We start from the raw sequence: 19,522 nt of genomic DNA, 5'->3' as shown, positions 1-19,522 counted from the left end.
GAAAGGCAACTCCCGTGCGTACCAAGCACAGAGCCGCGGGGCCTGCGATGCGGATCGCCAGAGGCGTGGTGTGGGTCGTCGTCGCCGTCGACCTGCTGCTCATCCTGTGGGTCTTCCTGACCTCGCTGCGCGGCAGCACCGACATCTTCGCCCACCCCTTCGGCCTGCCCACCGACCCGCACCCGGACAACTACGGGCGCGCGCTGGACGACGGCGGCTTCGGCCGGGCCGCGCTCAACAGCGTGCTCGTCGCCGCGCTCTCCTCGGTGGCGGCCGTCGCCCTGGCCGCACCCGCCGCCTACATGCTGGCGCGGCGCCGCACCCGCACCTCCTCGGTGCTGACCATGACCTTCGCCATGGGACTCGGCGTCCCCGGGCAGGTCCTGGTCGTGCCGCTCTTCATCGGCCTGGCCCAGGTGAACCTGACGGACAGCCTGCTCGGCCTCGGCCTGGTCTACGTGGGCCTGGCGATGCCGTTCACCGTCTACCTGCTGACCGGCTTCTTCAGCGGGGTCCCGGCCGTCCTGGAGGAGGCCGCCACCCTTGACGGGGCCGGGCCGCTGCGGACCTTCCTCCAGGTGATCGTCCCGGTCGCCCGGGGCGGACTCATCACCGCCTTCCTGCTCCAGGTCATCGGGGCCTGGAACGAGACCCTCTTCGCCCTGGTGCTCAACCACGGCGAGGACAAGATCACGCTGCCGGTCGCGCTGGCGAACTTCGTCGCCACCGAGCAGCTCAACGGAATGGACTGGGGGACCATGTTCGCCGGCGTCTGCCTCATCCTCGCACCGATGCTCGCCCTCTTCTCCTGGCTGGGCACCCGGATCATCCAGGGCATGACGGTGGGGATCGGCAAATGACCTCCACCCTGCGCACCGGCCTGCTGCGGATCGAGGGCGCGGCCGACCCGGCCGCCGGCTGCCTCCCGATCCTGCGCGGACTGCCCGCCCGCACCGCCGACGACGCCGGGGCCACCGACCCCGAGATGCGCCGCAACCTCGGCTACGGCCGCCCGCACACCCTGCTGCCCTACACCCGGCAGGACCGCTACGACCGCTCCCGCACCACGCGTGAACTGCCCACCGTCGTCCTGGAGAACGAGCACCTCACCGCCACCTTCCTGCTCGGCTACGGCGGCCGGCTCTGGTCCCTGGTGCACCGCCCCTCCGGCCGCGAACTGCTGCACCGCAACCCCGTCCTGCAGCCCGCCAACCTCGCCCTGCGGGACGCCTGGATCGCCGGCGGGGTGGAGTGGAACCTCGGCACCACCGGGCACTGGCCGCTCACCTGCGAGCCGCTGCACGCCGTCCGGACCACCACCGCGGACGGCACGCCGGTGCTGCGGATGTACGAGTTCGAACGGCTGCGGCGGCTGGTGCTGCAGATCGATGCCTGGCTGCCGGCCGGCTCGCCGGTGCTGTACGTCCACGTCTCCGTCCAGAACCCGAACGACGCCGAGGTCCCGGTCTACTGGTGGTCCAACATCGCCGTCCCCGAGACCGGGCAAACCAGGGTGGTCGGCCCCGCCGACCATGCCTTCCACTTCGACTACACCGCCGACCTGCGGCACGTCCCGTTCCCCGCGTACGACGGGGCCGACCGCAGCTACCCCGGCCGGCTGCCCCGCGCGGCGGACTACTTCCTGGACATCCCGGACGCCGAGCGCCGGTGGATCACCGCCCTGGACGGCACCGGCGCCGGCCTGGTGCAGGCCTCCACCGACCGGCTGCGCGGCCGCAAGCTCTTCCACTGGGGCACCGCCACCGGCGGCGCGCACTGGCAGGAGTGGCTCTCCGGTCCCGACGCGCCCTACCTGGAGATCCAGGCCGGCCTGGCCAGGACCCAGCTGGAGCACCTGCCGATGCCGGCCGGCGAGAGCTGGTCCTGGGTCGAGGCCTACGGGCTGCTGGAAGTCGACCCGGCCGCCGCGCACGGCGACTGGGGGACGGCCCGCTCGGCCGCCGCGGCCGCGCTGGCCGCCCTCGTCCCGCCCGGCCGCCTGGAGGACGCGCTGTCCCGGGTGGCGGAGTTCGGCGAACCGACGGAACTGCTCGGCGAGGGGTCCGGCTGGGGAGCGCTGGAGATCGCGGCCGGCGCCCTGCCCGCCTCGGCCGCCCGGCCGTTCGGTGACGCGCGGGCCGAACAGCGACCGTGGGCCGAGCTGCTGGCCACCGGCCGGCTGCCGCTCTGCGACCCGCCGGCCGCCCCGGTCACCGGAGGCCACTGGCGCGAACGGCTGGAGGCCGCCGAACCGGACTGGCACGTGCTCCACCAGCTCGCTCTCGTGTACCTGTCCGAGGGCGAGGACGACGCCGCCCGCACCGCCTGGAAGCGCTCCGTCGCCGAACGGCCGACCCCGTGGGCGCTGCGCGCCCTGGCGTTCCTCACCGACTCCCCCGAGGAGTCGGCCGACCTGCTGGCCCAGGCGGTCCGGCTGCGCCCGGACCTCCTGGAGCTCACCGTCGAGTTCCTCGACGCCCTGGCCGCGGCCGGCCGCCACCGGCAGGCCCTGGCCGTCGTCGAGGGCCTGACCGGGAGCGCCCGCCGGCACGGCCGGATCCGCCTCGCCGAGGCGAGGGCGGCGCACGCCCTGGGCGACCAGGACCGGGTGCGCCGGCTGCTCGCCGAGGGCATCCAGGTCGACAACATGCGCGAGGGCGAGGACTCACTGGACACCCTCTGGCTCGCCGTCCACCCCGGGACGCCGGTCCCGCCGGTCTACGACTTCCGGATGTCGCAGACCTGACCCCCCGACCTCCGCCCCGCCCCGGCGGGGCGGAGCCGCGGCGGCCCTCCCTCCGTGGCCGCCGCGGTCGCGGACCGACCCCGGGTCCGCGCACCGCAGTACGCCCCCACCCCCGAAGGAGTGCTCGTGCCATCCCTTCCCAGAACCCTCGTGGCCACCCTCACGGCCGCCACCCTCACCCTGGCCGGCGGCGCCCTCGCGGCCCCACCCGCGTCGGCGGCCCCCGCCGTCACCGGCTACACCGTCAGCGTCGGCTCCACCGGCCGCTACCCCACCCCGACCGACACCACGGCGGCCCCGTACACCGACAAGGACGGCACCTTCTACTTCCAGCAGTCCGCGGCGCTGTACGGGGCCACCGACCCGCGTGAGTGGGAGTTCTTCACCGGCGCGGACTTCGACTCCGCCACCAGGTCCGCCGCGATCAGCGACGCGGTGAACCCCGCCAACCCGCAGGACGCGAACAACAACACGACCTGGCGCTGCAACAACAGCCCCACCGGCCGGGAGTCGAGCTTCGCGCCGAGCGGCTCCGGCTACGCCCAGAAGAACTACTGCGACCTCACCGGGGTCTGGGTCGACCCGGACACCGGCGACTGGTACGGCCTGGTGCACAACGAGTTCACCCCGCAGCCCTTCGGGGACGGCCTGCACTTCGACGCGATCGACTACACGGTCTCGACCGACCAGGGCCGGACGTGGACCATCAGGAACCACGTCATCACCTCGCCGTACAGCACCGTACGCGGTGACACCGCCGCCTTCCCGAACCAGACCTACGACTACGGCGACGGTGACCCGCGGCTCTTCGTGGACACCGCCTCCGGCTACTTCTACGTCTACTACGGCTCGCGGATCGTCGACAAGGGCGGCAGCTGGAAGGCGTTCTACGAACACGTCGCCCGGGCGCCGATGTCCGCCAAGATGGCGCCCGGCTCCTGGCAGAAGTGGTACGACGGCGCGTGGTCGCAGCCCGGCGTCGGCGGCCGGGAGAGCAACATGGTCCCGGTCGACGCGGCCAGCAGCACGGGGTACACCCCCGTCGCCAAGGAGTACGACCCGGCGAACACCGGCACCGCGGCCCAGCAGATCGCCGCCGGGAAGATGCCGCCGACCTCGCCGCTCTTCGTCATGGACATCACCTACAACGCCTACCTCGGCCTGTACATCGGTGAGCCCCAGGCGGTCAACCAGGACGGCACCTCACCGCAGTACCTCTACGCGACCGACGACCTCGCGACCCAGAAGTGGTTCCCGATCGGCGACACCGGCAGTTACCACACCGCCTCGTGGTACCGCTGGTTCGTCGACAGCGCGAACCGGACGAACTCGACGATCGTCGGCAAGAACTTCCGTGCCTACTGCGCGTTCGGCTGCTCGGCGGGCGCCTCCGGCGAGTACGTCAACCTCGGCATCACCTCCTCGTCCCCCGCGCCCGCGCCCGTCGACCCGGCCAAGACCTACCGGATCGCCAACGGAACCGGCCGGGTGCTCGCCCAGGTCTCCGGCAGCCAGGCGACCACCTCGACGGCCGCCGCCGGCGGATCGGGCCTGGAGTCGTGGAGCTTCGCCCCCACCGGGGACGGCGCCTACCGGGTCGTCAACTCCGCCACCGGCGGCCTGCTGGGCGTCGGTTCCACCGGCAAGGCCGGCCGCGCCTGGGGGACGGCGCCGACCGTCACCGCGGCCGGACCGGGCGGGCCCGCCGTCGGCCAGCAGTGGTTCGTCATCCCCGGCAAGACCGCGGCGGGCGCGTCGACCGGCGCCTTCCGGCTGGTCAACCGCTACAGCGGACTGGTGCTCGGCATGACGTCCGCCGCAGGCGCGCTGACCGGCACCACGCCCACCCGCAGCTGGACCGACACCACCGGCAACCCCGTCGGCGGCGGCGCCACCGCGGCCGACCAGGTGCTGACCCTGACCGCCAGCGGTGACACCGGCGGCTCACTCGACGGGATCCACACGCTCACCACCGGAGGCAAGGCGCTCGACGTCCCCGACCACTCCAAGACCCAGGGCACCCAGCTCGTCACCTGGACCGCCAACGGCGGCACCAACCAGAGCTGGACCTTCGCCCGGCAGTCCGACGGCAGCTACCGGCTCACCAACCGCGAGTCCGCGCTCTGCCTGGACGACAGCGGCGGCTCCACCGCGGCCGGCAACCCGATCATCCAGTGGGCCTGCACGGGCGCGACCAACCAGCGCTGGATCCTCACCCCGGTGAGCGGCGGCTACACCGTCGCCTCGAAGGCGAGCGGCCTGCTCCTCACCACCGCCGGCACCGCCAACGGCGCCCTGGTGACCCAGCAGCCGGACACCGGGTCGGCCCGGCAGATCTGGTCCGTCAACTAGGGCTGGTCCGCCGGGGCTCCGGCCGCGCGGGCGGCAGCCTGCGGGGCCGGAGCCGGACCGGCGTCCGCATACCGGCGAGGACGACGGCGGTGCCCACCGCCACGCGTGCACCAGGAGGCCCACGACATGATTCAGGACACCCGGCCGCCGGCGACCCTCCTGGCGGAACAGCGCCGCCGGCTGATCCACACCAGTGTGCGGGAGCACGGCACCGCCGTCACCGACCAGCTCGCCCACGAGTTCGGCGTCTCCGCCGCCACCGTCCGGCGTGACCTGTGCGCGCTCGCCGAGCAGGGCCTGCTGCACCGGACCCGCGGTGGAGCCGTCCGCTCCGAGGCCGCCCGGGGCGGGGGCGGACGCCGGGTTCCGCCGGACACCGGGCCGCTGCCGAACCTCGACGTGATCGCCCGGGCCGCCGCCGCGCTGGTCCGGCCGGGCGACGTCGTCGGCCTCGGCGCCGGCCCGGCGACCTACGCCGTCGCCCGGCACCTGACCGCCGTGGACCACCTGGCGGTCGTCACCAACTCCCTCCGGATCGCCCGGGTCTTCACCCACCCCGCCGGTCCGCCCGGGGTGGCCCCGACCGCCGCCGTCACGCTCACCGGCGGCCTCCGGACGGCCTCCGGCGCCCTGGTGGGCCCGATCGCCGACCAGGCCGTCCGCTCGACCCGGCTGGACCTGCTCCTCCTCGACTGCCGCGGGATCACCCGCCGGGGCGACCTGACCCTCGCCGACCTCACCGAGGCGGCCACCCAGCGGGCCTTCCTGCACGCCGCCCGCCGGGTGGTGCTCGTCGCCGACCGCTCCAGGTGGAGCGGCGGCGGGCTGGCCGTCTTCGGCACCCTGGACCAGGTCGACGTCCTGGTCACCGGCACCGACCTGCCCGCCGCCCAGCGGGCGGCCGCCGCCAGACGGGTGGGCACGCTGCTCGTGGTCGACGCCGCCGGAGGGGCGTCCGCCGTCCGGCGCTGAGCGGAAGGCACCGGGGCGCGGAACGCGGGGCACGGGCCCGGCTCCCCCCTCGGGAGCCGGGCCGGCGCCGCCCGGTCGGGGCGGTCGGGACACTCAGGCGACGAGCTTGATCACCGCCTCGGCCGCGGCCTTGCCCGCCGCGGAGACGATCGCCTTCACCAGGTCGCCCAGGGCTCCCGTGACGCCGGCCGCGAGGGTGTCGGTGCCGTCCAGGGTGGCCTTGAAGGTGCCGCTGAGGATGCCGTCCCACTTGGCGGTGATCTGCGGGTTGTTGCCGACGAAGGTGAAGTCGTCGTTGCGGTCCGGGGTGCCGAAGGGCAGTCCGGCGACGGTCCCCTCGGTGTGGCCGGAGTGCTGGAAGGTGAACACCGTGCCGTCCGGCGTCATGACGGCGGCCGAGATGGTGTAGTCGATGTTGTCGAAGCCGCTGTCGTGGGCGTGCGTGGTGAACGAGTAGAACCCGTCCTGCCGCATCACGACGTGCGCCGAGCCTCCGACGGCGATGTCGGTCGTGACGTCCTGGTCGAAGTTCTTGCTCGACGTGTCGTACCAGAAGTGGTCCCGGACGGAGGCGTCGCCGCCGACGAACCACAGCTCCATGCTCCCGGGGATCCGCGAGACGGCCGCGACCCCGCTGGTGATCGAGGCGCTGCCGGCCGGGGCCGGCTCGAAGCCCTGCCAGGTGGCTCCCTCGTACCAGTACCGGTCCTGCACCGAGTTGTTGGCGCCGACGAACCACACCTCCATGCTCCCGGGGATCCGCGAGACCGCCGCGATGCCGGTGTGGGTGGAGGCGCTGCCGGGGCCCGAGAGCTCGAAGCCCTGCCAGGCGGCGCCCTCGTACCAGTACCGGTCCTGCACCGACCCGTTGGCGCCGACGAAGAAGACCTCCATGCTCCCGGGGATCCGCGACACCGCCGCGACGCCGCCGGTGGGGGCGGCGCTGCCGGGGCCCGACAGCTCGAAGCCCTGCCAAGCGGCGCCCTCGTACCAGTACCGGTCCTGCACCGACCCGTTGGCGCCGACGAAGAAGACCTCCATGCTGCCCGGGATCCGCGACACCGCCGCGATCCCGCCGGTGGGGGCGGCGCTGCCGGGGCCCGACAGCTCGAAGCCCTGCCAGGCCGCGCCCTCGTACCAGTACCGGTCCTGGACGGAGCCGTTGGCGCCGACGAAGAAGACCTCCATGCTGCCCGGGATCCGCGACACCGCCGCGATCCCGCCGGTGGGGGCGGCGCTGCCGGGGCCCGACAGCTCGAAGCCCTGCCAGGCCGCGCCCTCGTACCAGTACCGGTCCTGCACCGACCCGTTGGCGCCGACGAAGAAGACCTCCATGCTCCCGGGGATCCGGGAGACGGCCGCGATGCCGCCGTTGACGGAGGCGCTGCCGGCCGGCGCCAGCTCGTAGCGCCGCCACGGCGACCCGTCGTACCAGTACGCGCCCTGGACCGAGCCGTCCTGGGCGACCCACCAGAGCTCCATGCTCCCGGGGATCCGGGAGACCGCGGCGACCCTGCTCGACACCGACGCGCTGCCGGCCGAGGAGAGCGTGAATTGGTTCCAACTCATCTGGGACCTCCCGTAGTCCGCTGGAGAAGCGACGGACCGGAAGGCTCCCGGCCCGCTCCGCGCGGGGCGCTCTCCGGTCTCCCGGGCCGAGCGCCCCACCGCGTGCTCCCACGGTAGGAATCCGCCGGGGCGAGGGCATGAGGCCGTGGTCCTGCCTGTGTCCCGGGACCAGTGCACCACCCGGGCCCGCACCGCCTTGGGACACCGGCCCGGGCCCACCAGGGCCGCCGGGCCGCGGTCCTGACGGTCAGTGGTAGTAGCCCGCGACCACCGCCCGCACCTCGTCGTACAGGGCCGGGCCCTCCTGCGGGACGGGCGGCCGGCCGCTGCCCGGCCGGATGCCCAGGAGCTGATCGTTCGACAGGGCGAACACGACCCGCCGCAGCCCCGCCTGCTGGACGGCCGCCTCGCACATGGAACACGGCTGGCAGCTGGTGTACATCGTGGTCGCCGCCGCCGTGGCCGCGTCCAACTCCCGTGCGGCCCAGCGCGCCAGCTTCAGTTCGGGGTGCGCGGTGATGTCCCGCTCGGTGCGGGTCGTGTTCCGCTCCTCCGCGAGCACCGCGCCGTCCGGGCCGGCCAGCAGCGATCCGAACGGCGGGTTGCCGCTCGCGCGGGCCTCGGCCGCGAGCGCGATCGCCCGCCGGAGGAGGGTGTGGTCGTCGGGGACGGTCATGACTGCTCCGTAGGGGTGAGAGGGGGCTGGATGTGCGCGGCCACGGTGGCGAGTGCCTGCCAGGCCGCCTGCGGACGGCGGGTCTCGCGCGGGTCGCCGTGGTAGGGGTCGAGGACGACGGTGTCGGCGCCCAGCAGCCGGAGCCGGTCGAGGTCGGCCATGACCTGCTCGATCGTGCCCTCGCCGGCGAGCCGCTCCGGTGCGGTGACCGGCTCCGCGGTGAGCCGGAGCGCGATCCGGGGGGCGAAGGCGGGGACGGGGCGCCGCTCTTCGGCGGCGAGCTCCCCCAGCCGGGCCACGGATCCGCGCAGCATCGGCAGGGTGCAGCGCAGCGGGTGCCAGGCGTCCGCGAACCGCACCGCGCGGCGCAGGCCCGCCTCGCTGTTGCCGCCGACCCAGAGCGGGATGCGCGCGGTCCCGTAGGAGGCGGTGTCCGCCCAGGCCGCCCTGAGGTCCGCCAGGTGGGCGTCGGTCAGCCGCCCCCGCCGCTCGAACGGGACCCCGAGGGCGGCGAACTCCTGCCGGGCCCAGCCCACCCCCACGCCGAGGACCAGCCGGCCGCCGCTCAGCTCGTTCAGGTTGGCCGCCATCCGGGCGACGAGCAGCGGGTGCCGGTACGGGGCGATGAGGACGGTCGTGCCGAGCCGGACCCGGCCGGTGACACCGGCCAGCCAGGACAGCGTGGTGAACGGCTCGTAGAAGGGGGCGGGGTAGCGCTCGGCGACATCGGGCGTGATGGCCACGTGGTCCGAGACCATCAGCAGGTCGAAGCCCAGGTCTTCCACCGTCCGGGCCCAGTCGCGCAGGACTCCCGGGTCGGTGCCCGGGCCGAAGTTGGGGACGTTGATTCCGATCTTCACACCGCACAGGCTAGCCAGGCCGGACCGGCCGTCAGAAGGGATTCCTGCCTGTTCAGGGGAGCTCCGGCCGTGGATTCACCGGTAATCTGAGCGGATGACCGAGACTCTCGACGCGACGGACTGGGCCATCCTGACCGAGCTCCAGCAGGACGGCCGGCTGCCCTTCACGGAGCTGGCCCGCCGGGTGAACCTGAGCGCGTCGGCGACGACGGAACGGGTCCGGCGACTGGAGACGGCCGGGGTGATCACCGGCTACCGCGCCGAGGTGGACCTGGAGCGGACGGGGCATCCGGTGCTGGCGGTCGTCCGGCTGAAGTACCCGGGGCCGGGGACGCGGCACGAGCCGCTGCGCCGGCTGGTCGGCGAGCGTCCGGAGATCCTGGAGTGCCTGCGCACCACCGGGGACGACTGCTACGTCCTGAAGGTGGCGACCACGTCGATGGGCCATCTGGAAGAGGTCGTGGACGCGCTGGCCCAGCTGGGAAGCACGACCACCAACCTCGTCCTGAGCCGGACGCTGCCGTTTCGCGGCCCGCGCGTACCGCGCGCGGACGGCGGGCCGCTCTGAGTGGTCACGGCCGAGGGGACGCGGTGGGCGGCGCCGGGCACCGTCCACCGCGCCCGCGGGGCTCGGGTGGCACGGGTCAGGGCTCGTAGCGCCCGCTGTCGTAGCGGGGGCTGTCGTTCTGCCGGACGGCGGGCGAGGAGGCGTAGCTGCCGTAGGCGGTGAGGGCGACCTCGCCGAGCCCCACCGGGCGGGCGGCGCCCGTAGCAGTCCGGTGACACGGAATGATCCATTCCGTCGACTGTTCGTACTACCTTCGATCATGCACAGCACCGCCGCAGCCCGGTCCCCACCAGGGAGGGGGCGGACAACGTGCCCGTCCTCACCCTTACTTGCACGGGAGAACCCGCATGTCCCTCAAGACGACCCGCCGCGCGTCCGCCGTCCGCTCGCTGGCCGGCACGGTCCTGACCACCGCCCTGCTGGTATCCGCCGCGACGGCCTGCTCCTCCTCCCCCGGCACCGCCGCCGGCACCGCCGCGCCGACCACCGCCGCGACGGGGGCGCCCGGCGCGACCGGGACGCCCGCACCGACCGGTACCCCCGGCTCGACCGGCACCGCCGCGCCGAGCACCGCACCGAGCACCGCGCCCGGCACCGCGAAGCCGACCGCCACGCCCACCGCGCGCCCGACCACCCCGCCGGCCGTACCGCCCAAGGCGACGTCGCCCGGCCACACCCAGACCCTGGTGGACGGCAGCACCGCCGAGATCCAGGACCTCGGCAACCAGAACTACCGCGCCAAGATCGTCAGCCGCGGCTCGGTCCTGGCCACGCTGGAGACGAACAACAGCGACACCGGGCTGGACGCCAACGACATGTTCGTCGTGCTCTCGATGGACGGCCAGGTCCACTCCTGGATGGGCGGCGCGCAGCAGGGGCCGGGCACCTTCAAGCTCGCGGGCGGCTGGACGGCGAAGGTCACCAAGGTCGGCGAGCTGCACTACCGCGCGCAGATCCTCGGCATGGGGAACGAGGAGGTCGGCACCCTGGAGGCCAACCAGCAGGACGACGGCGCCGTCGCCAACGGCGTGTACATCGTGCTCAGCACCGGCGGCCGGATCAGCGCCCACATGTGAGCGGCGCCCCGGGCCGGCCCGCCGTCGGCGCCCGGCCCTACCCGCGGTCCCGGCCGCAGCGCAGGTTCCACCGCCCCGCGCGCCCGGACAGTTCGGTGACCGACAGCGGACGGACGTCGAGCCGCCAGAAGACCGCCGGGGGCAGGCCGAGCGCGTGCACCCCCGCAACGCCCTTGGCGGCGCTCCCGCGACACGGTGCCGTCCCTGCGACAACTGAAGACGACGGTGTGTGGAAGACCGGTGAGAAGCCGGCACGGTCGCGCCACTGTGAATCCGGAGCCTGGAGTACGTGCGGGCCCCGGCGAGTCGGACCCGCCCCCGTCGTCCGTGCTCCACCGAGCCGCCCTCGCGTTCGCATTCGATGGCAAAGCGCCCACCGCACCACTGAGTTGACGCTCCGACGGCTTCAGCCGGGGGGCCGGTCATGACCGCGGGCGGGTGAGGTCCGGTTCGTCGTCCCACCGCACCGGTGTGGCGGTGCCCGCGAGCCAGTCACGGCGCAGGACGGCGTACCCGACGCTGTCGTGAGCCGGGCCGTCGCCCGCGGGCCAGGCCTCCCGGTAGTGCGCCTCCTTGACGTAGCCGCAGCGCAGGAACGTGCGACGCATGGCCAGGTTGTCCCGGCGGGTGGTTCCCTCGACACGGTTCACCTGCGGGAACTCGTCGAACAGATAGCGCGTCAGCCAGTCCAGTGCCCGGCTGCCGAGACCCTGGCCGCGGTGCGGTGCGGCGAGCCTCAGGTCGAACACCGGGGTCTCGTCGCCCAGGTCCTCCAGGCGGATCAGGCCGACGTCCCGGCCGTCGGCGGTGATCCAGAACGTCCGGGTCCGCGGACCGTCGAACAGGCCGTCCGCCACCCACCGGCGAGCCTGGTCGGCGTGGACCCGGGCGGTGCTGTGGAACGGCCACTCGTGGCCGCCGAGGAAGGCGACCAGCGCGTCCGTCTCGGCGGGCCGGTCGGGCAGGGAACGTCGGTAGGTGATCTCCACCGGGGCACCCTACGCGCGGGAGGCGCCGGGCTCCCAGGCGTTTTCGACGGGACAGCGGCCCGTCCGGCCTCACCGGCGGCCGGACTCCGGTCCGACAGCCGGGCGGGCGGTCAGCACGCGGGTGGTGCTGCCGTCGTCCTCCTGGATGTCCCGGACGTGTGCGAAGCCGATCCTGGTCAGCAGGGTCAGCGAGGCGCTGTTCGGCGCGGCCACCGTGGCGTGCACCTCGGGCAGCCCGAGGGTGCCGAAGCCGTGGCCCACGAGGGCCCGGGCCAACTCCGTGCCCAGGCCGGACCCCCACGCCGCCGGAGCCAGCGCGTAGACGATCTCGTGGCCCCCGACCGCGTCGGTCGGCTTGATCTCGGCGTGCCCGATCAACGCGCCGTCCCGGCGGACGGCCCAGACGTCGAAGAGGTCCTGCGCGTAGACCTTGGTGAAGATCCGCCCGAACAGGGCCCGGTCCTCCTCCTCCTCGGAGGCGGGGCCGTCGCCCATCCACCGCGACACCCGCACGTCCTGGAACAGGGCCACGAAGGCCTCCTCGTCCTCGGGGACGTAGCGGTCGAGGAGCAGCCGCTCGGTGCGCAGGATCGGGGTCTGCCTCATGGACGGCGACGCTACCCACCGGACGCCGCACCCGACAAACCACTTTCCCGGGCAGGTGAACCGGTCGGCGGGTCGGGCGTAGGCCGTGCTGACCCTGCCTTCCCCCGGGGCGGCCCCACCGCCGTGGACCACGCGGTCTGACGGGCCCTCCGGGGCCTCCGGGGCTTCCAGGCGGTCAGAACGGGGCCGGCATTCGGCGTGATGGGCTCACCAGGATCTTGCGTCCCCGTCCGGCCTCGAAGCCGGCGGCTTCGGCGCACCCCGGCTTCCGCGCCGTAGCGAGCCGCTCCCTGCCGCGGGCCCCGGGTGCCGGAACCCTCTAGGCTCGGCGGGTCGGCGATCAAGGAAGAGGGCGACACGTGGGCGGCTGGGACAGGGCACTGGACGCGGCCGGGGTGACCGACCCCGGGCTGCGCGAGGACTACGGCCGGCAGCGCCGGCAGGTGACGCGGTACAAGCCGGAGGCCGTCCTGGCCGCCCGGCTCCTGCTGCCCGCCCGGCTCGTGCCGCACGTCATCGCGGCCACCGCCTACATGCACCGCACCGACACCCTGCTCGACAGCGGCCCGCTGGACGGCCGGAAGGCGGCGTACGCGCGCTGGGAACGGGAGGTCGCCGACAGCCTCGCCGCCGGCCGGACCGACGACCCCGAGCTGCGGCCGCTGCTGAACACCGTCGCCGCGCACCCCGCCCTGCGCGACCGCGCGCTGGAGCACCTCGCCGGAGCCGTCGCCGACCTCGACTTCACCGGCTTCGCCACCGAGGCCGACTACCAGCGCTACCTGGACGCCTACTCGTTGCCCGCGTTCATGGTCGTCGCCACCCTGCTCGGCCCGGACGGTGACCAGACCGCCTACCGCAGCGCCTGCCGCACCTTCATCGACGCCGGCCAGCGGCTGGACTTCGTCAGCGACCTCGCCGAGGACCTCGCCGACGGCCGTCTGACGATCCCCGAGCTGACCCTGGCCCGGCACGGGGTGACCCGCGCCGATCTGGAGCGGGGCGAGAACCTCCCGGCCGTCCGGGCGCTGGTCACCGAACAGCTCGATCTGGTCGACCGCACCCTCGCCGAGGGCCCCGCCCTGATCGCCCTCGTCCCGCCCGCCCACCGGCCGATGGTCCGCTGCATGATCGGCCTGGACGAACTGACCAGCGCCGCCGCCCGCGCCGACGTCCCGGCCCTGCTGCGCCGTTCGGCCGCACCGCCCAGGCCCGCCGCCCTCCGCCTGCTCGGCCGCGAGTACCTCCGGGCCCGCCGGGTGCGCGGCTGAGCGGTACCCGGCCCGCCCACCACGCCAGCGGGCATTACTGCTTGACAGGGTGCGTAATACTGTAACGCGCACGGGCCCGAGCGCCGGCGGCGCCGGACCGACGGGCCCCTCCCAGCGAGCTCGGAGCACGACATGCACCCCTTCCTCGACCAGCCGGGGCCGCTGGCCTTCGCACACCGGGGCGGTGACCTCGGCCGTCCGGAGAACTCGCTCGCGGCCTTCGAGGCCGCCGTGGCCCTCGGGTACCGCTACCTCGAAACGGATGTGCACGCCACCGCCGACGGCGTCCTGGTGGCCTTCCACGACTCCCGCCTGGACCGCGTCACCGACCGCACCGGCGCGGTGGCCGACCTGCCCTGGGAGACCGTCAGGCAGGCCCGGATCGGCGGCACCGAACCGGTACCGCTGCTGGAGGACCTGCTCGGCGCGTTCCCGGAGGCCCGCTTCAACGTCGACGTCAAGGCGATGGCGGCCGTCGGACCGCTGGTCGGGGCGGTCCGCCGGACGAACTCCTGGGACCGGGTCTGCGTCGGCGGCTTCTCCGACAGCCGCCTCTCGGCCGTCCGCGCCGCCGCCGGTCCCCGGCTGGCCACCTCGCTCGGCCCCCGCGAGGTGGCCCGGCTGCGGCTGCGCTCGCTGGCCGGGCCGCTGCTGCGGGGCCCCGGGGCGCCGTTCGCCGGGGTGTGCGCGCAGGTGCCGGAGCGGCACCGGGGCGTGCTGGTCGTCGACCGCGCCTTCGTCCGCGCCGCCCACCGGCTCGGCCTGCCGGTGCACGTCTGGACGGTGGACGACCCCACACGGATCGGGGCTCTCCTCGACCTCGGGGTGGATGGCATCATGGCCGATCGCATCGACGTCCTGCGGGACGTCCTCGGCGAGCGCGGCTGCTGGACCGACGGCAGCACCGGCTCCAGCACGGTGACAGGAGCCTCATGAGCACCACGGCCCACCTTCCGGACCGCCAGGCGGTCACCACCGACGACCGGGCCCTGCGCCGGATGCAGTTCGGCTGGTACATCAACGACTGGGCGAACGCCGCCTTCTCGGCCACCGTCCTGACGGTGTTCCTCGGGCCGTACCTGACCTCGGTGGCCAAGAACGCCGCCGACGCGGCCGGCGACGTGCACCCGCTCGGCCTCTCGATCCGCGCCGGATCGTTCTTCCCCTACACGGTCTCCTTCTCCGTGCTGATCTCGGTGGCGGCGATGCTGCTGACCGGGACGGTCGCGGACCGCACCGGGCGGCACAAGGAGCTGATGTGCGGCGCCGCCTACGTCGGCGCGGTCGCCACGATGGGGATGTTCTTCCTCGACGGCGACCGCTACCTGCTCGGCGGCGCGCTGCTGGTGGTCGCCAACATCGCGTACGCGGTGTCGGTCGCGCTCTCCTACGCCTACCTGCCGGCCCTGGCCACCCCCGACGAACGCGACACCGTCTCCTCCAAGGGCTGGGCGTACGGGTACGCCGGCGGCGGCCTGCTGCTGGTCGCCAACCTCGCGCTGTTCGAGGGCCACGACGCGCTCGGCCTGTCCTCCGGCACCGCCGTGCGGATCTGCCTGGCCTCGGCCGGCCTGTGGTGGGCGCTGTTCACCATCGTCCCGATGCTGCGGCTGCCGTCCCGGGCCGGCGCGGCGCCCGAGCGCGCCGCGGCCGCACCCGACGACCGGCCCACCGCCGGGAGCCTGCGCGAACTCGCCCGCACGCTGCGCGGCATGCGCGAGCACCCGCTCACCCTGCTCTACCTGGGCGCCTTCCTCTGCTACAACGACGGCATCCAGACCGTCGTCTCCCAGGCCTCGCTCTACGGCAGCGAGGAGCTCGGCATGGACCAGACCTCATTGGTCGCCGCCGTGCTCCTGGTCCAGATCGTCGCGATCGGCGGCGCGCTGCTGCTCGGCCGGATCGCCCGCCGGTACGGTGCCAAGCGGACCGTCCTCGGCTCGCTGGTCGGCTGGGTGGTCACCCTCGCCCTCGGATACGTCATGCCCGCCCACCAGCCCGCCTGGTTCTTCGTCCTGGCGTGCATGATCGGCCTGGTGCTCGGCGGCAGCCAGGCACTCTCCCGCTCGCTGTTCTCCCACCTCATACCGGCGGGCCGGGAGGCGGAGTACTTCAGCCTCTACAAGGTCAGCGACCGCGGCACCAGCTGGATGGGCCCGCTGGTCTTCGGCCTCGCCTACCAGATCACCGGCAGCTACCGCTCGGCGATCATCTCGCTGCTGGTGTTCTTCGTGATCGGCTTCGCCCTGCTGACGAAGGTCCCGCTCCGCCGCGCCATCGAGGCGGTCGGCAACCCCGTCCCCGAGCGGCTGTGACGGTCCGGGCCCGGGCGGCAGGCCTGCTGCCGCCCGGGCCCGGACCACCGGGTCCTCACGAACCCGCGGTGGCCGCCTCCAGCGTGGTCGCCATGACCGGGCTGGTGAAGGTGTTCGTGGCGTCCCCCGAGGACGGGTGGTAGGAGCCCCACTTCAGGTAGTTGCGGGTGCCGTCCCAGGTGGTGCCCTTGAAGGTGCCCGAGCCGGTGGTGAACGTCTGCTTCACGCCGTCGAACCAGAAGTCGATGGTGCCGTCGGTGCGGCCGAGACGGATCTTCAGCGCGTAGGAGTGCCACTGGTCGTTGGTGGTCGGCGCGGTCCACAGCTGGTGCGCGACGTGCTCGGTGTCCCACTCCTGGAGGCGGATCCGTCCGGTCGTCGCGTCGATCTCGATCGGGTGGTTCGCGGTGCCGGTGCTCGGCGAGCACTTCAGCTGGAAGACGTACCGGCTGTTCGCGTCCTTGATGTCCACCTTGGACGACCAGCCGAGGTAGAAGGTGTCCCTTTCCTTCAGGTCGGGGCCGAGCGTCTCGCAGCGCTCCTCGCCCGCGGCCTGGAAGGCCCGCCACACACTGCCCTTCGCCGCGTCCTTGACGACGCCGAAGTTGCCCGCCGCGCACTGGACTCCGGTGAACGAGGACGGGCCCTTGGCGGTGCTCGGGGTCCAGAGGACCTTGCCCGCCGCGGCGGCCGGGCTGCTGGCGGCGGCCGAGCCGCAGGAGAGCGCGAGCACGGTGAGGGCCGCGGCGCCGACGGCGGTCTTGCGGTGCTGGGACAGAAGGGACATGCCTCTCCCGGGTGGATGAGTGGCGGAGAACGGAGGCCGTCCGGCCGTGGGGGCGGCCCGGACGCATGGAGCGATCCGACCATCTGACCACCTGACGGAGCGTTGTCCAAGCGGTCCGGCCGGTCGTGGCCCTTTCGGGCAGGTCCGCCGCCTGCCGGGGCCACTGCGGCGCGCCCGTCCGCGCGGGCGCGCCGCAGTGGCCGGCCCGCTACCGGGTGTGCGGCAGAGCCCCGCCCCCATCCCCGGCGCCCGCGTCGTAGGACGAGGTGCCCTCGTCCAGCAGCGGCTCCTGGGTCTTCAGGTGTGCGGGGGCCAGCGCCCGCAGCACGTGGTAGCCGGTGATGACGACCAGGGTGCCCAGCGCGATGCCGCTCAGGCTGAAGGTGTCGGTGAACTTCATGGTGACGTTGCCGATGCCGATGATGATGCCCGCGGCGGCCGGCACCAGGTTCAGCGGATTGCGCAGGTCCACCCCCGCGTTGGTCCAGATCTGCGCGCCGAGCAGCCCGATCATGCCGTACAGGATGACGGTGATGCCGCCGAGCACCCCACCGGGGATCGCGGCCACCACGGCGCCGAACTTCGGGCAGATGCCGAACAGCAGCGCGAAGCCGGCCGCGGCCCAGTAGGCGGCGGTGGAGTAGACGCGGGTGGCGGCCATGACGCCGATGTTCTCCGAGTACGTGGTGTTCGGCGGGCCGCCGAGCACGGTGGAGAGCATCGAGCCGACGCCGTCCGCGGAGATCGCGGTACCCAGCTTGTCGTCCAGGTTCCGGCCGGTCATCTCGCCCACCGCCTTGACGTGCCCCGCGTTCTCCGCGACCAGCGCGATCACCACGGGCAGCGCCACCAGGATCGCCGACCACTGGAAGGTCGGGCCGTGGAAGTCGGGCAGGCCGACCCAGTCCGCCCGGCCGACGCCAGAGAGGTCCAGGCGCCAGTGGTCCGTCAGGTGCCCGCTCGCGTCCGCCGAGTGGATCCGCCCGAAGACCCGGTCGAACAGCCAGGAGATCCCGTACCCGAAGACCAGCCCGAGGAAGATCGCCACGCGCGACCAGAACCCGCGCAGGCAGACCACGGCCAGCCCGGTGAACAGCATCACCAGCAGCGCCGTCCACTGGTCCTGGGGCCAGTACGTCGAGGCGGTGACGGGCGCGAGGTTGAAGCCGATCAGCATGACGACGGCGCCGGTGACGATCGGCGGCATCGCGGCGTGGATGATCCGCGCCCCGAACCGCTGGACGGCGAGGCCCACCAGGAACAGCGCCCCGCCCACCACGAACACCGCGCCGGTGACCGTCGCGCTGGTACCGCCCTGCGCCCTGATCACCGCGGCCACGCCGACGAAGGACAGCGAGCAGCCGAGGTAGCTGGGCACCCGACCGCGGGTCGCCAGCAGGAAGATGACGGTCGAGACGCCGGACATCATGATCGCCAGATTGGGGTCGAGCCCCATCAGCACGGGGGCCACGAAGCTCGCGCCGAACATGGCCACCACGTGCTGGGCGCCGAGCCCCGCCGTCCGGGGCCAGGAGAGCCGTTCGTCCGGAGCGACGACCGCTCCCGGTGCGGGCGTACGCCCGTCACCGTGCAGCTTCCAGCGCACGCCGAGATCCATGTGGGGGTTCGCTTTCTCTGTACTTCCGGGGGATTGTCGCCCCCATTGTCCCGGCCACCGCCCGCCCCGGCCGTCACCGCCCCTCCCCCGACCTGCGTCCCCGGCCCCGCGGCCGGCCCCCGGCGGCGTCACCGGGCGGTCAGCGCAGCACCGAGCGCGCGATCCGGAACCCTATGTCGTCGACCCGGAAGGTCGGGTGGCTGCGGCGTCGCACGGAGGCCCGGCAGCTCCAGTGCTCGTCGAACCAGCCGCCGCCGCGCAGCACCCGGTAGGTGCCGTAGACCTCGGCGTCGTAGACGTCCCAGCACCACTCCCAGACGTTGCCGAGCATGTCGTGGAAGCCCCACGGATTGGGCCGCCTGCCGCCCACCTCCCGGATCCGCTCGTCCGAGTTCCCCCGGTACCAGGCGACTTCGTCGAGCGGGCCGTACCGCGGCCCGGTGGTGCCGGCGCGGCAGGCGTATTCCCACTCGGCCTCGGTCGGCAGCCGGTACCCGTTTGCGGCGGCGTCCCACTCGACGTCCTCGCCGTCGGCCCGGAAGCCGTCGGCCCGCAACCGGTAGACCGGGGCGTACCCGTCGCGCCGCGACAGCGCGTTGCAGAACCGGACGGCGTCCCCCCAGGAGACGCTCTCGACGGGTAACCCGGCCCCCTGGGCGGCGCTCGGACGCAGCCCGGTGACCTCGGTGTAGAGCGCCTGGGTGACCGGGTGGGGCGTGAGCAGGTAGGGCGCGAGCCCGACCTCCCAGCTACGCCGTGTCCGCCGGTCCGACAGGACGGCCCGGCCCGGGGGGACGGCGATCATCTCGGGCTCTGTACGGGTTCCCATGGGCCGAGGACGCTACCGCAGCCGCCCGGACCGGGCACGACCGGATCGCCTCCCGGTCGGTGGCAGCGGCGTGGCGGCCCTATCCGGAGGTGATCCGGCGGCCGTTGGTCTCGTCCGGGCGGACGCGCACCCACAGGTCGCGGCCGCCGCCGGCCCAGGGGGTGCTCCCCGGCAGCTCCTTGAGCCGGGCGATCTCGTCGGGGTCCTCGACGTACTGGGCCCGGCCGAGGATCAGCACGCTCCAGCCCCGGCTGAGGCTCTCGTCGATGTGGTCCACCTGGAACGAGA

General features: G+C 73.7%; 18 protein-coding genes and 1 pseudogene. 9 read left to right on the top strand and 10 right to left on the bottom strand.

Annotated elements, in window-relative coordinates; genetic code table 11:
* Positions 1 to 47: 47 nt before the first annotated feature.
* The 4 genes from ABZ495_RS29860 (at position 48) to ABZ495_RS29845 (ending at position 6,070) form a co-directional block, all read left to right on the top strand.
* Complete coding sequence (locus tag ABZ495_RS29860) at positions 48 to 860, top strand: carbohydrate ABC transporter permease (RefSeq protein WP_329485521.1); 813 nt, start codon at positions 48 to 50, stop codon at positions 858 to 860.
* Entirely contained in the window at positions 857 to 2,746 is a 1,890-nt protein-coding gene (locus ABZ495_RS29855) for a DUF5107 domain-containing protein (protein ID WP_359838996.1), read from the top strand. Before ABZ495_RS29860 ends, ABZ495_RS29855 begins: the two co-directional genes overlap by 4 nt.
* A 126-nt stretch (positions 2,747 to 2,872) precedes the next feature.
* Positions 2,873 to 5,098 carry an RICIN domain-containing protein gene (locus ABZ495_RS29850; protein ID WP_359838994.1) on the top strand — a complete coding sequence of 742 codons (2,226 nt, stop codon included), beginning with the start codon at positions 2,873 to 2,875 and terminating at the stop codon, positions 5,096 to 5,098.
* 126 nt (positions 5,099 to 5,224) lie between these two features.
* Positions 5,225 to 6,070, top strand: a complete 846-nt coding sequence (locus ABZ495_RS29845; RefSeq protein WP_359838993.1) for a DeoR/GlpR family DNA-binding transcription regulator — start codon at positions 5,225 to 5,227, stop codon at positions 6,068 to 6,070.
* 93 nt (positions 6,071 to 6,163) lie between these two features.
* On the opposite strand, the gene ABZ495_RS29840 is transcribed toward ABZ495_RS29845, so the two are convergent.
* The 3 genes from ABZ495_RS29840 to ABZ495_RS29830 all read right to left on the bottom strand — a co-directional run bounded on the left by ABZ495_RS29840 (position 6,164) and on the right by ABZ495_RS29830 (position 9,175).
* Positions 6,164 to 7,639: a hypothetical protein gene (locus tag ABZ495_RS29840; protein ID WP_359838991.1), complete on the bottom strand. Its 1,476-nt coding sequence runs from the start codon at positions 7,637 to 7,639 to the stop codon at positions 6,164 to 6,166.
* A gap of 247 nt (positions 7,640 to 7,886) precedes the next feature.
* Positions 7,887 to 8,315, bottom strand: coding sequence for a nucleoside deaminase (locus tag ABZ495_RS29835; protein WP_329485527.1), 429 nt, complete (start codon positions 8,313 to 8,315; stop codon positions 7,887 to 7,889).
* On the bottom strand, positions 8,312 to 9,175 hold the full coding sequence (locus ABZ495_RS29830) for an LLM class flavin-dependent oxidoreductase (protein WP_359838989.1): 864 nt from the start codon (positions 9,173 to 9,175) through the stop codon (positions 8,312 to 8,314). Before ABZ495_RS29830 ends, ABZ495_RS29835 begins: the two co-directional genes overlap by 4 nt.
* Before the next feature lie 94 nt (positions 9,176 to 9,269).
* Here ABZ495_RS29830 and ABZ495_RS29825 point away from each other — a divergent pair, with 94 nt between their 5' ends.
* Both ABZ495_RS29825 and ABZ495_RS29820 read left to right on the top strand, forming a co-directional pair.
* Positions 9,270 to 9,743 (top strand): Lrp/AsnC family transcriptional regulator, encoded by a 474-nt coding sequence (locus ABZ495_RS29825; RefSeq protein ID WP_329485529.1) that lies wholly within the window; start codon positions 9,270 to 9,272, stop codon positions 9,741 to 9,743.
* Between the two features lie 347 nt (positions 9,744 to 10,090).
* The gene (locus ABZ495_RS29820) at positions 10,091 to 10,819 is read left to right on the top strand and encodes a hypothetical protein (protein ID WP_359838987.1); all 729 of its coding nucleotides are present in this window, start codon (positions 10,091 to 10,093) and stop codon (positions 10,817 to 10,819) included.
* Between the two features lie 37 nt (positions 10,820 to 10,856).
* On the opposite strand, the pseudogene ABZ495_RS29815 reads toward ABZ495_RS29820, so the two are convergent.
* The 3 genes and pseudogenes from ABZ495_RS29815 to ABZ495_RS29805 form a co-directional block, all read right to left on the bottom strand.
* Positions 10,857 to 10,985, bottom strand: a pseudogene (locus tag ABZ495_RS29815) (histidine phosphatase family protein); the annotation flags it as partial.
* A 256-nt stretch (positions 10,986 to 11,241) separates the two neighbouring features.
* A complete protein-coding gene (locus ABZ495_RS29810; RefSeq protein WP_359808803.1) occupies positions 11,242 to 11,808 on the bottom strand; it encodes a GNAT family protein in 567 nt (188 codons plus the stop codon).
* Between the two features lie 69 nt (positions 11,809 to 11,877).
* Positions 11,878 to 12,414, bottom strand: coding sequence for a GNAT family N-acetyltransferase (locus ABZ495_RS29805; protein WP_359838985.1), 537 nt, complete (start codon positions 12,412 to 12,414; stop codon positions 11,878 to 11,880).
* 359 nt (positions 12,415 to 12,773) lie between these two features.
* Between ABZ495_RS29805 and ABZ495_RS29800 the strand changes: the two genes are divergently transcribed.
* The 3 genes from ABZ495_RS29800 (at position 12,774) to ABZ495_RS29790 (ending at position 16,000) form a co-directional block, all read left to right on the top strand.
* Positions 12,774 to 13,685, top strand: a complete 912-nt coding sequence (locus ABZ495_RS29800) for a squalene/phytoene synthase family protein (protein WP_359838983.1) — start codon at positions 12,774 to 12,776, stop codon at positions 13,683 to 13,685.
* 132 nt (positions 13,686 to 13,817) lie between these two features.
* Complete coding sequence (locus ABZ495_RS29795; protein ID WP_359838981.1) at positions 13,818 to 14,621, top strand: glycerophosphodiester phosphodiesterase; 804 nt, start codon at positions 13,818 to 13,820, stop codon at positions 14,619 to 14,621.
* Positions 14,618 to 16,000: an MFS transporter gene (locus ABZ495_RS29790; RefSeq protein WP_359808799.1), complete on the top strand. Its 1,383-nt coding sequence runs from the start codon at positions 14,618 to 14,620 to the stop codon at positions 15,998 to 16,000. The genes ABZ495_RS29795 and ABZ495_RS29790 overlap by 4 nt, the downstream gene beginning before the upstream one ends.
* A gap of 55 nt (positions 16,001 to 16,055) precedes the next feature.
* Here ABZ495_RS29790 and ABZ495_RS29785 read toward each other — a convergent pair whose 3' ends face one another.
* The 4 genes from ABZ495_RS29785 to ABZ495_RS29770 all read right to left on the bottom strand — a co-directional run.
* On the bottom strand, positions 16,056 to 16,787 hold the full coding sequence (locus tag ABZ495_RS29785) for a heparin lyase I family protein (protein ID WP_359838979.1): 732 nt from the start codon (positions 16,785 to 16,787) through the stop codon (positions 16,056 to 16,058).
* 208 nt (positions 16,788 to 16,995) lie between these two features.
* Positions 16,996 to 18,405 (bottom strand): solute carrier family 23 protein, encoded by a 1,410-nt coding sequence (locus ABZ495_RS29780; protein WP_359808795.1) that lies wholly within the window; start codon positions 18,403 to 18,405, stop codon positions 16,996 to 16,998.
* A gap of 139 nt (positions 18,406 to 18,544) precedes the next feature.
* Positions 18,545 to 19,234 (bottom strand): SUMF1/EgtB/PvdO family nonheme iron enzyme, encoded by a 690-nt coding sequence (locus ABZ495_RS29775; protein WP_359838977.1) that lies wholly within the window; start codon positions 19,232 to 19,234, stop codon positions 18,545 to 18,547.
* Positions 19,235 to 19,313: 79 nt separating this feature from the next.
* Positions 19,314 to 19,522: pyridoxamine 5'-phosphate oxidase family protein (locus ABZ495_RS29770; protein WP_359838975.1), on the bottom strand; the 209-nt coding region annotated here is incomplete at its 5' end.

The sequence above is a fragment of the Kitasatospora sp. NPDC005748 genome (assembly GCF_040630735.1).
Classification (GTDB): domain Bacteria; phylum Actinomycetota; class Actinomycetes; order Streptomycetales; family Streptomycetaceae; genus Kitasatospora.
The sequence above is the reverse complement of the archived record's forward strand: the minus strand, read 5'-3'. Positions and strand labels throughout refer to the sequence as shown.

Excerpts from the sequence above, each read along its gene's own strand:
- ABZ495_RS29825 (WP_329485529.1), top strand. The coding sequence starts at position 9,270 with ATGACCGAGACTCTCGACGCGACGGACTGGGCCATCCTGACCGAGCTC.
- ABZ495_RS29775 (WP_359838977.1), bottom strand. The coding sequence starts at position 19,234 with ATGGGAACCCGTACAGAGCCCGAGATGATCGCCGTCCCCCCGGGCCGG.
- ABZ495_RS29790 (WP_359808799.1), top strand. The coding sequence starts at position 14,618 with ATGAGCACCACGGCCCACCTTCCGGACCGCCAGGCGGTCACCACCGAC.
- ABZ495_RS29855 (WP_359838996.1), top strand. The coding sequence starts at position 857 with ATGACCTCCACCCTGCGCACCGGCCTGCTGCGGATCGAGGGCGCGGCC.
- ABZ495_RS29795 (WP_359838981.1), top strand. The coding sequence starts at position 13,818 with ATGCACCCCTTCCTCGACCAGCCGGGGCCGCTGGCCTTCGCACACCGG.
- ABZ495_RS29820 (WP_359838987.1), top strand. The coding sequence starts at position 10,091 with ATGTCCCTCAAGACGACCCGCCGCGCGTCCGCCGTCCGCTCGCTGGCC.
- ABZ495_RS29785 (WP_359838979.1), bottom strand. The coding sequence starts at position 16,787 with ATGTCCCTTCTGTCCCAGCACCGCAAGACCGCCGTCGGCGCCGCGGCC.
- ABZ495_RS29840 (WP_359838991.1), bottom strand. The coding sequence starts at position 7,639 with ATGAGTTGGAACCAATTCACGCTCTCCTCGGCCGGCAGCGCGTCGGTG.
- ABZ495_RS29860 (WP_329485521.1), top strand. The coding sequence starts at position 48 with ATGCGGATCGCCAGAGGCGTGGTGTGGGTCGTCGTCGCCGTCGACCTG.
- ABZ495_RS29805 (WP_359838985.1), bottom strand. The coding sequence starts at position 12,414 with ATGAGGCAGACCCCGATCCTGCGCACCGAGCGGCTGCTCCTCGACCGC.
- ABZ495_RS29780 (WP_359808795.1), bottom strand. The coding sequence starts at position 18,405 with ATGGATCTCGGCGTGCGCTGGAAGCTGCACGGTGACGGGCGTACGCCC.
- ABZ495_RS29835 (WP_329485527.1), bottom strand. The coding sequence starts at position 8,315 with ATGACCGTCCCCGACGACCACACCCTCCTCCGGCGGGCGATCGCGCTC.
- ABZ495_RS29845 (WP_359838993.1), top strand. The coding sequence starts at position 5,225 with ATGATTCAGGACACCCGGCCGCCGGCGACCCTCCTGGCGGAACAGCGC.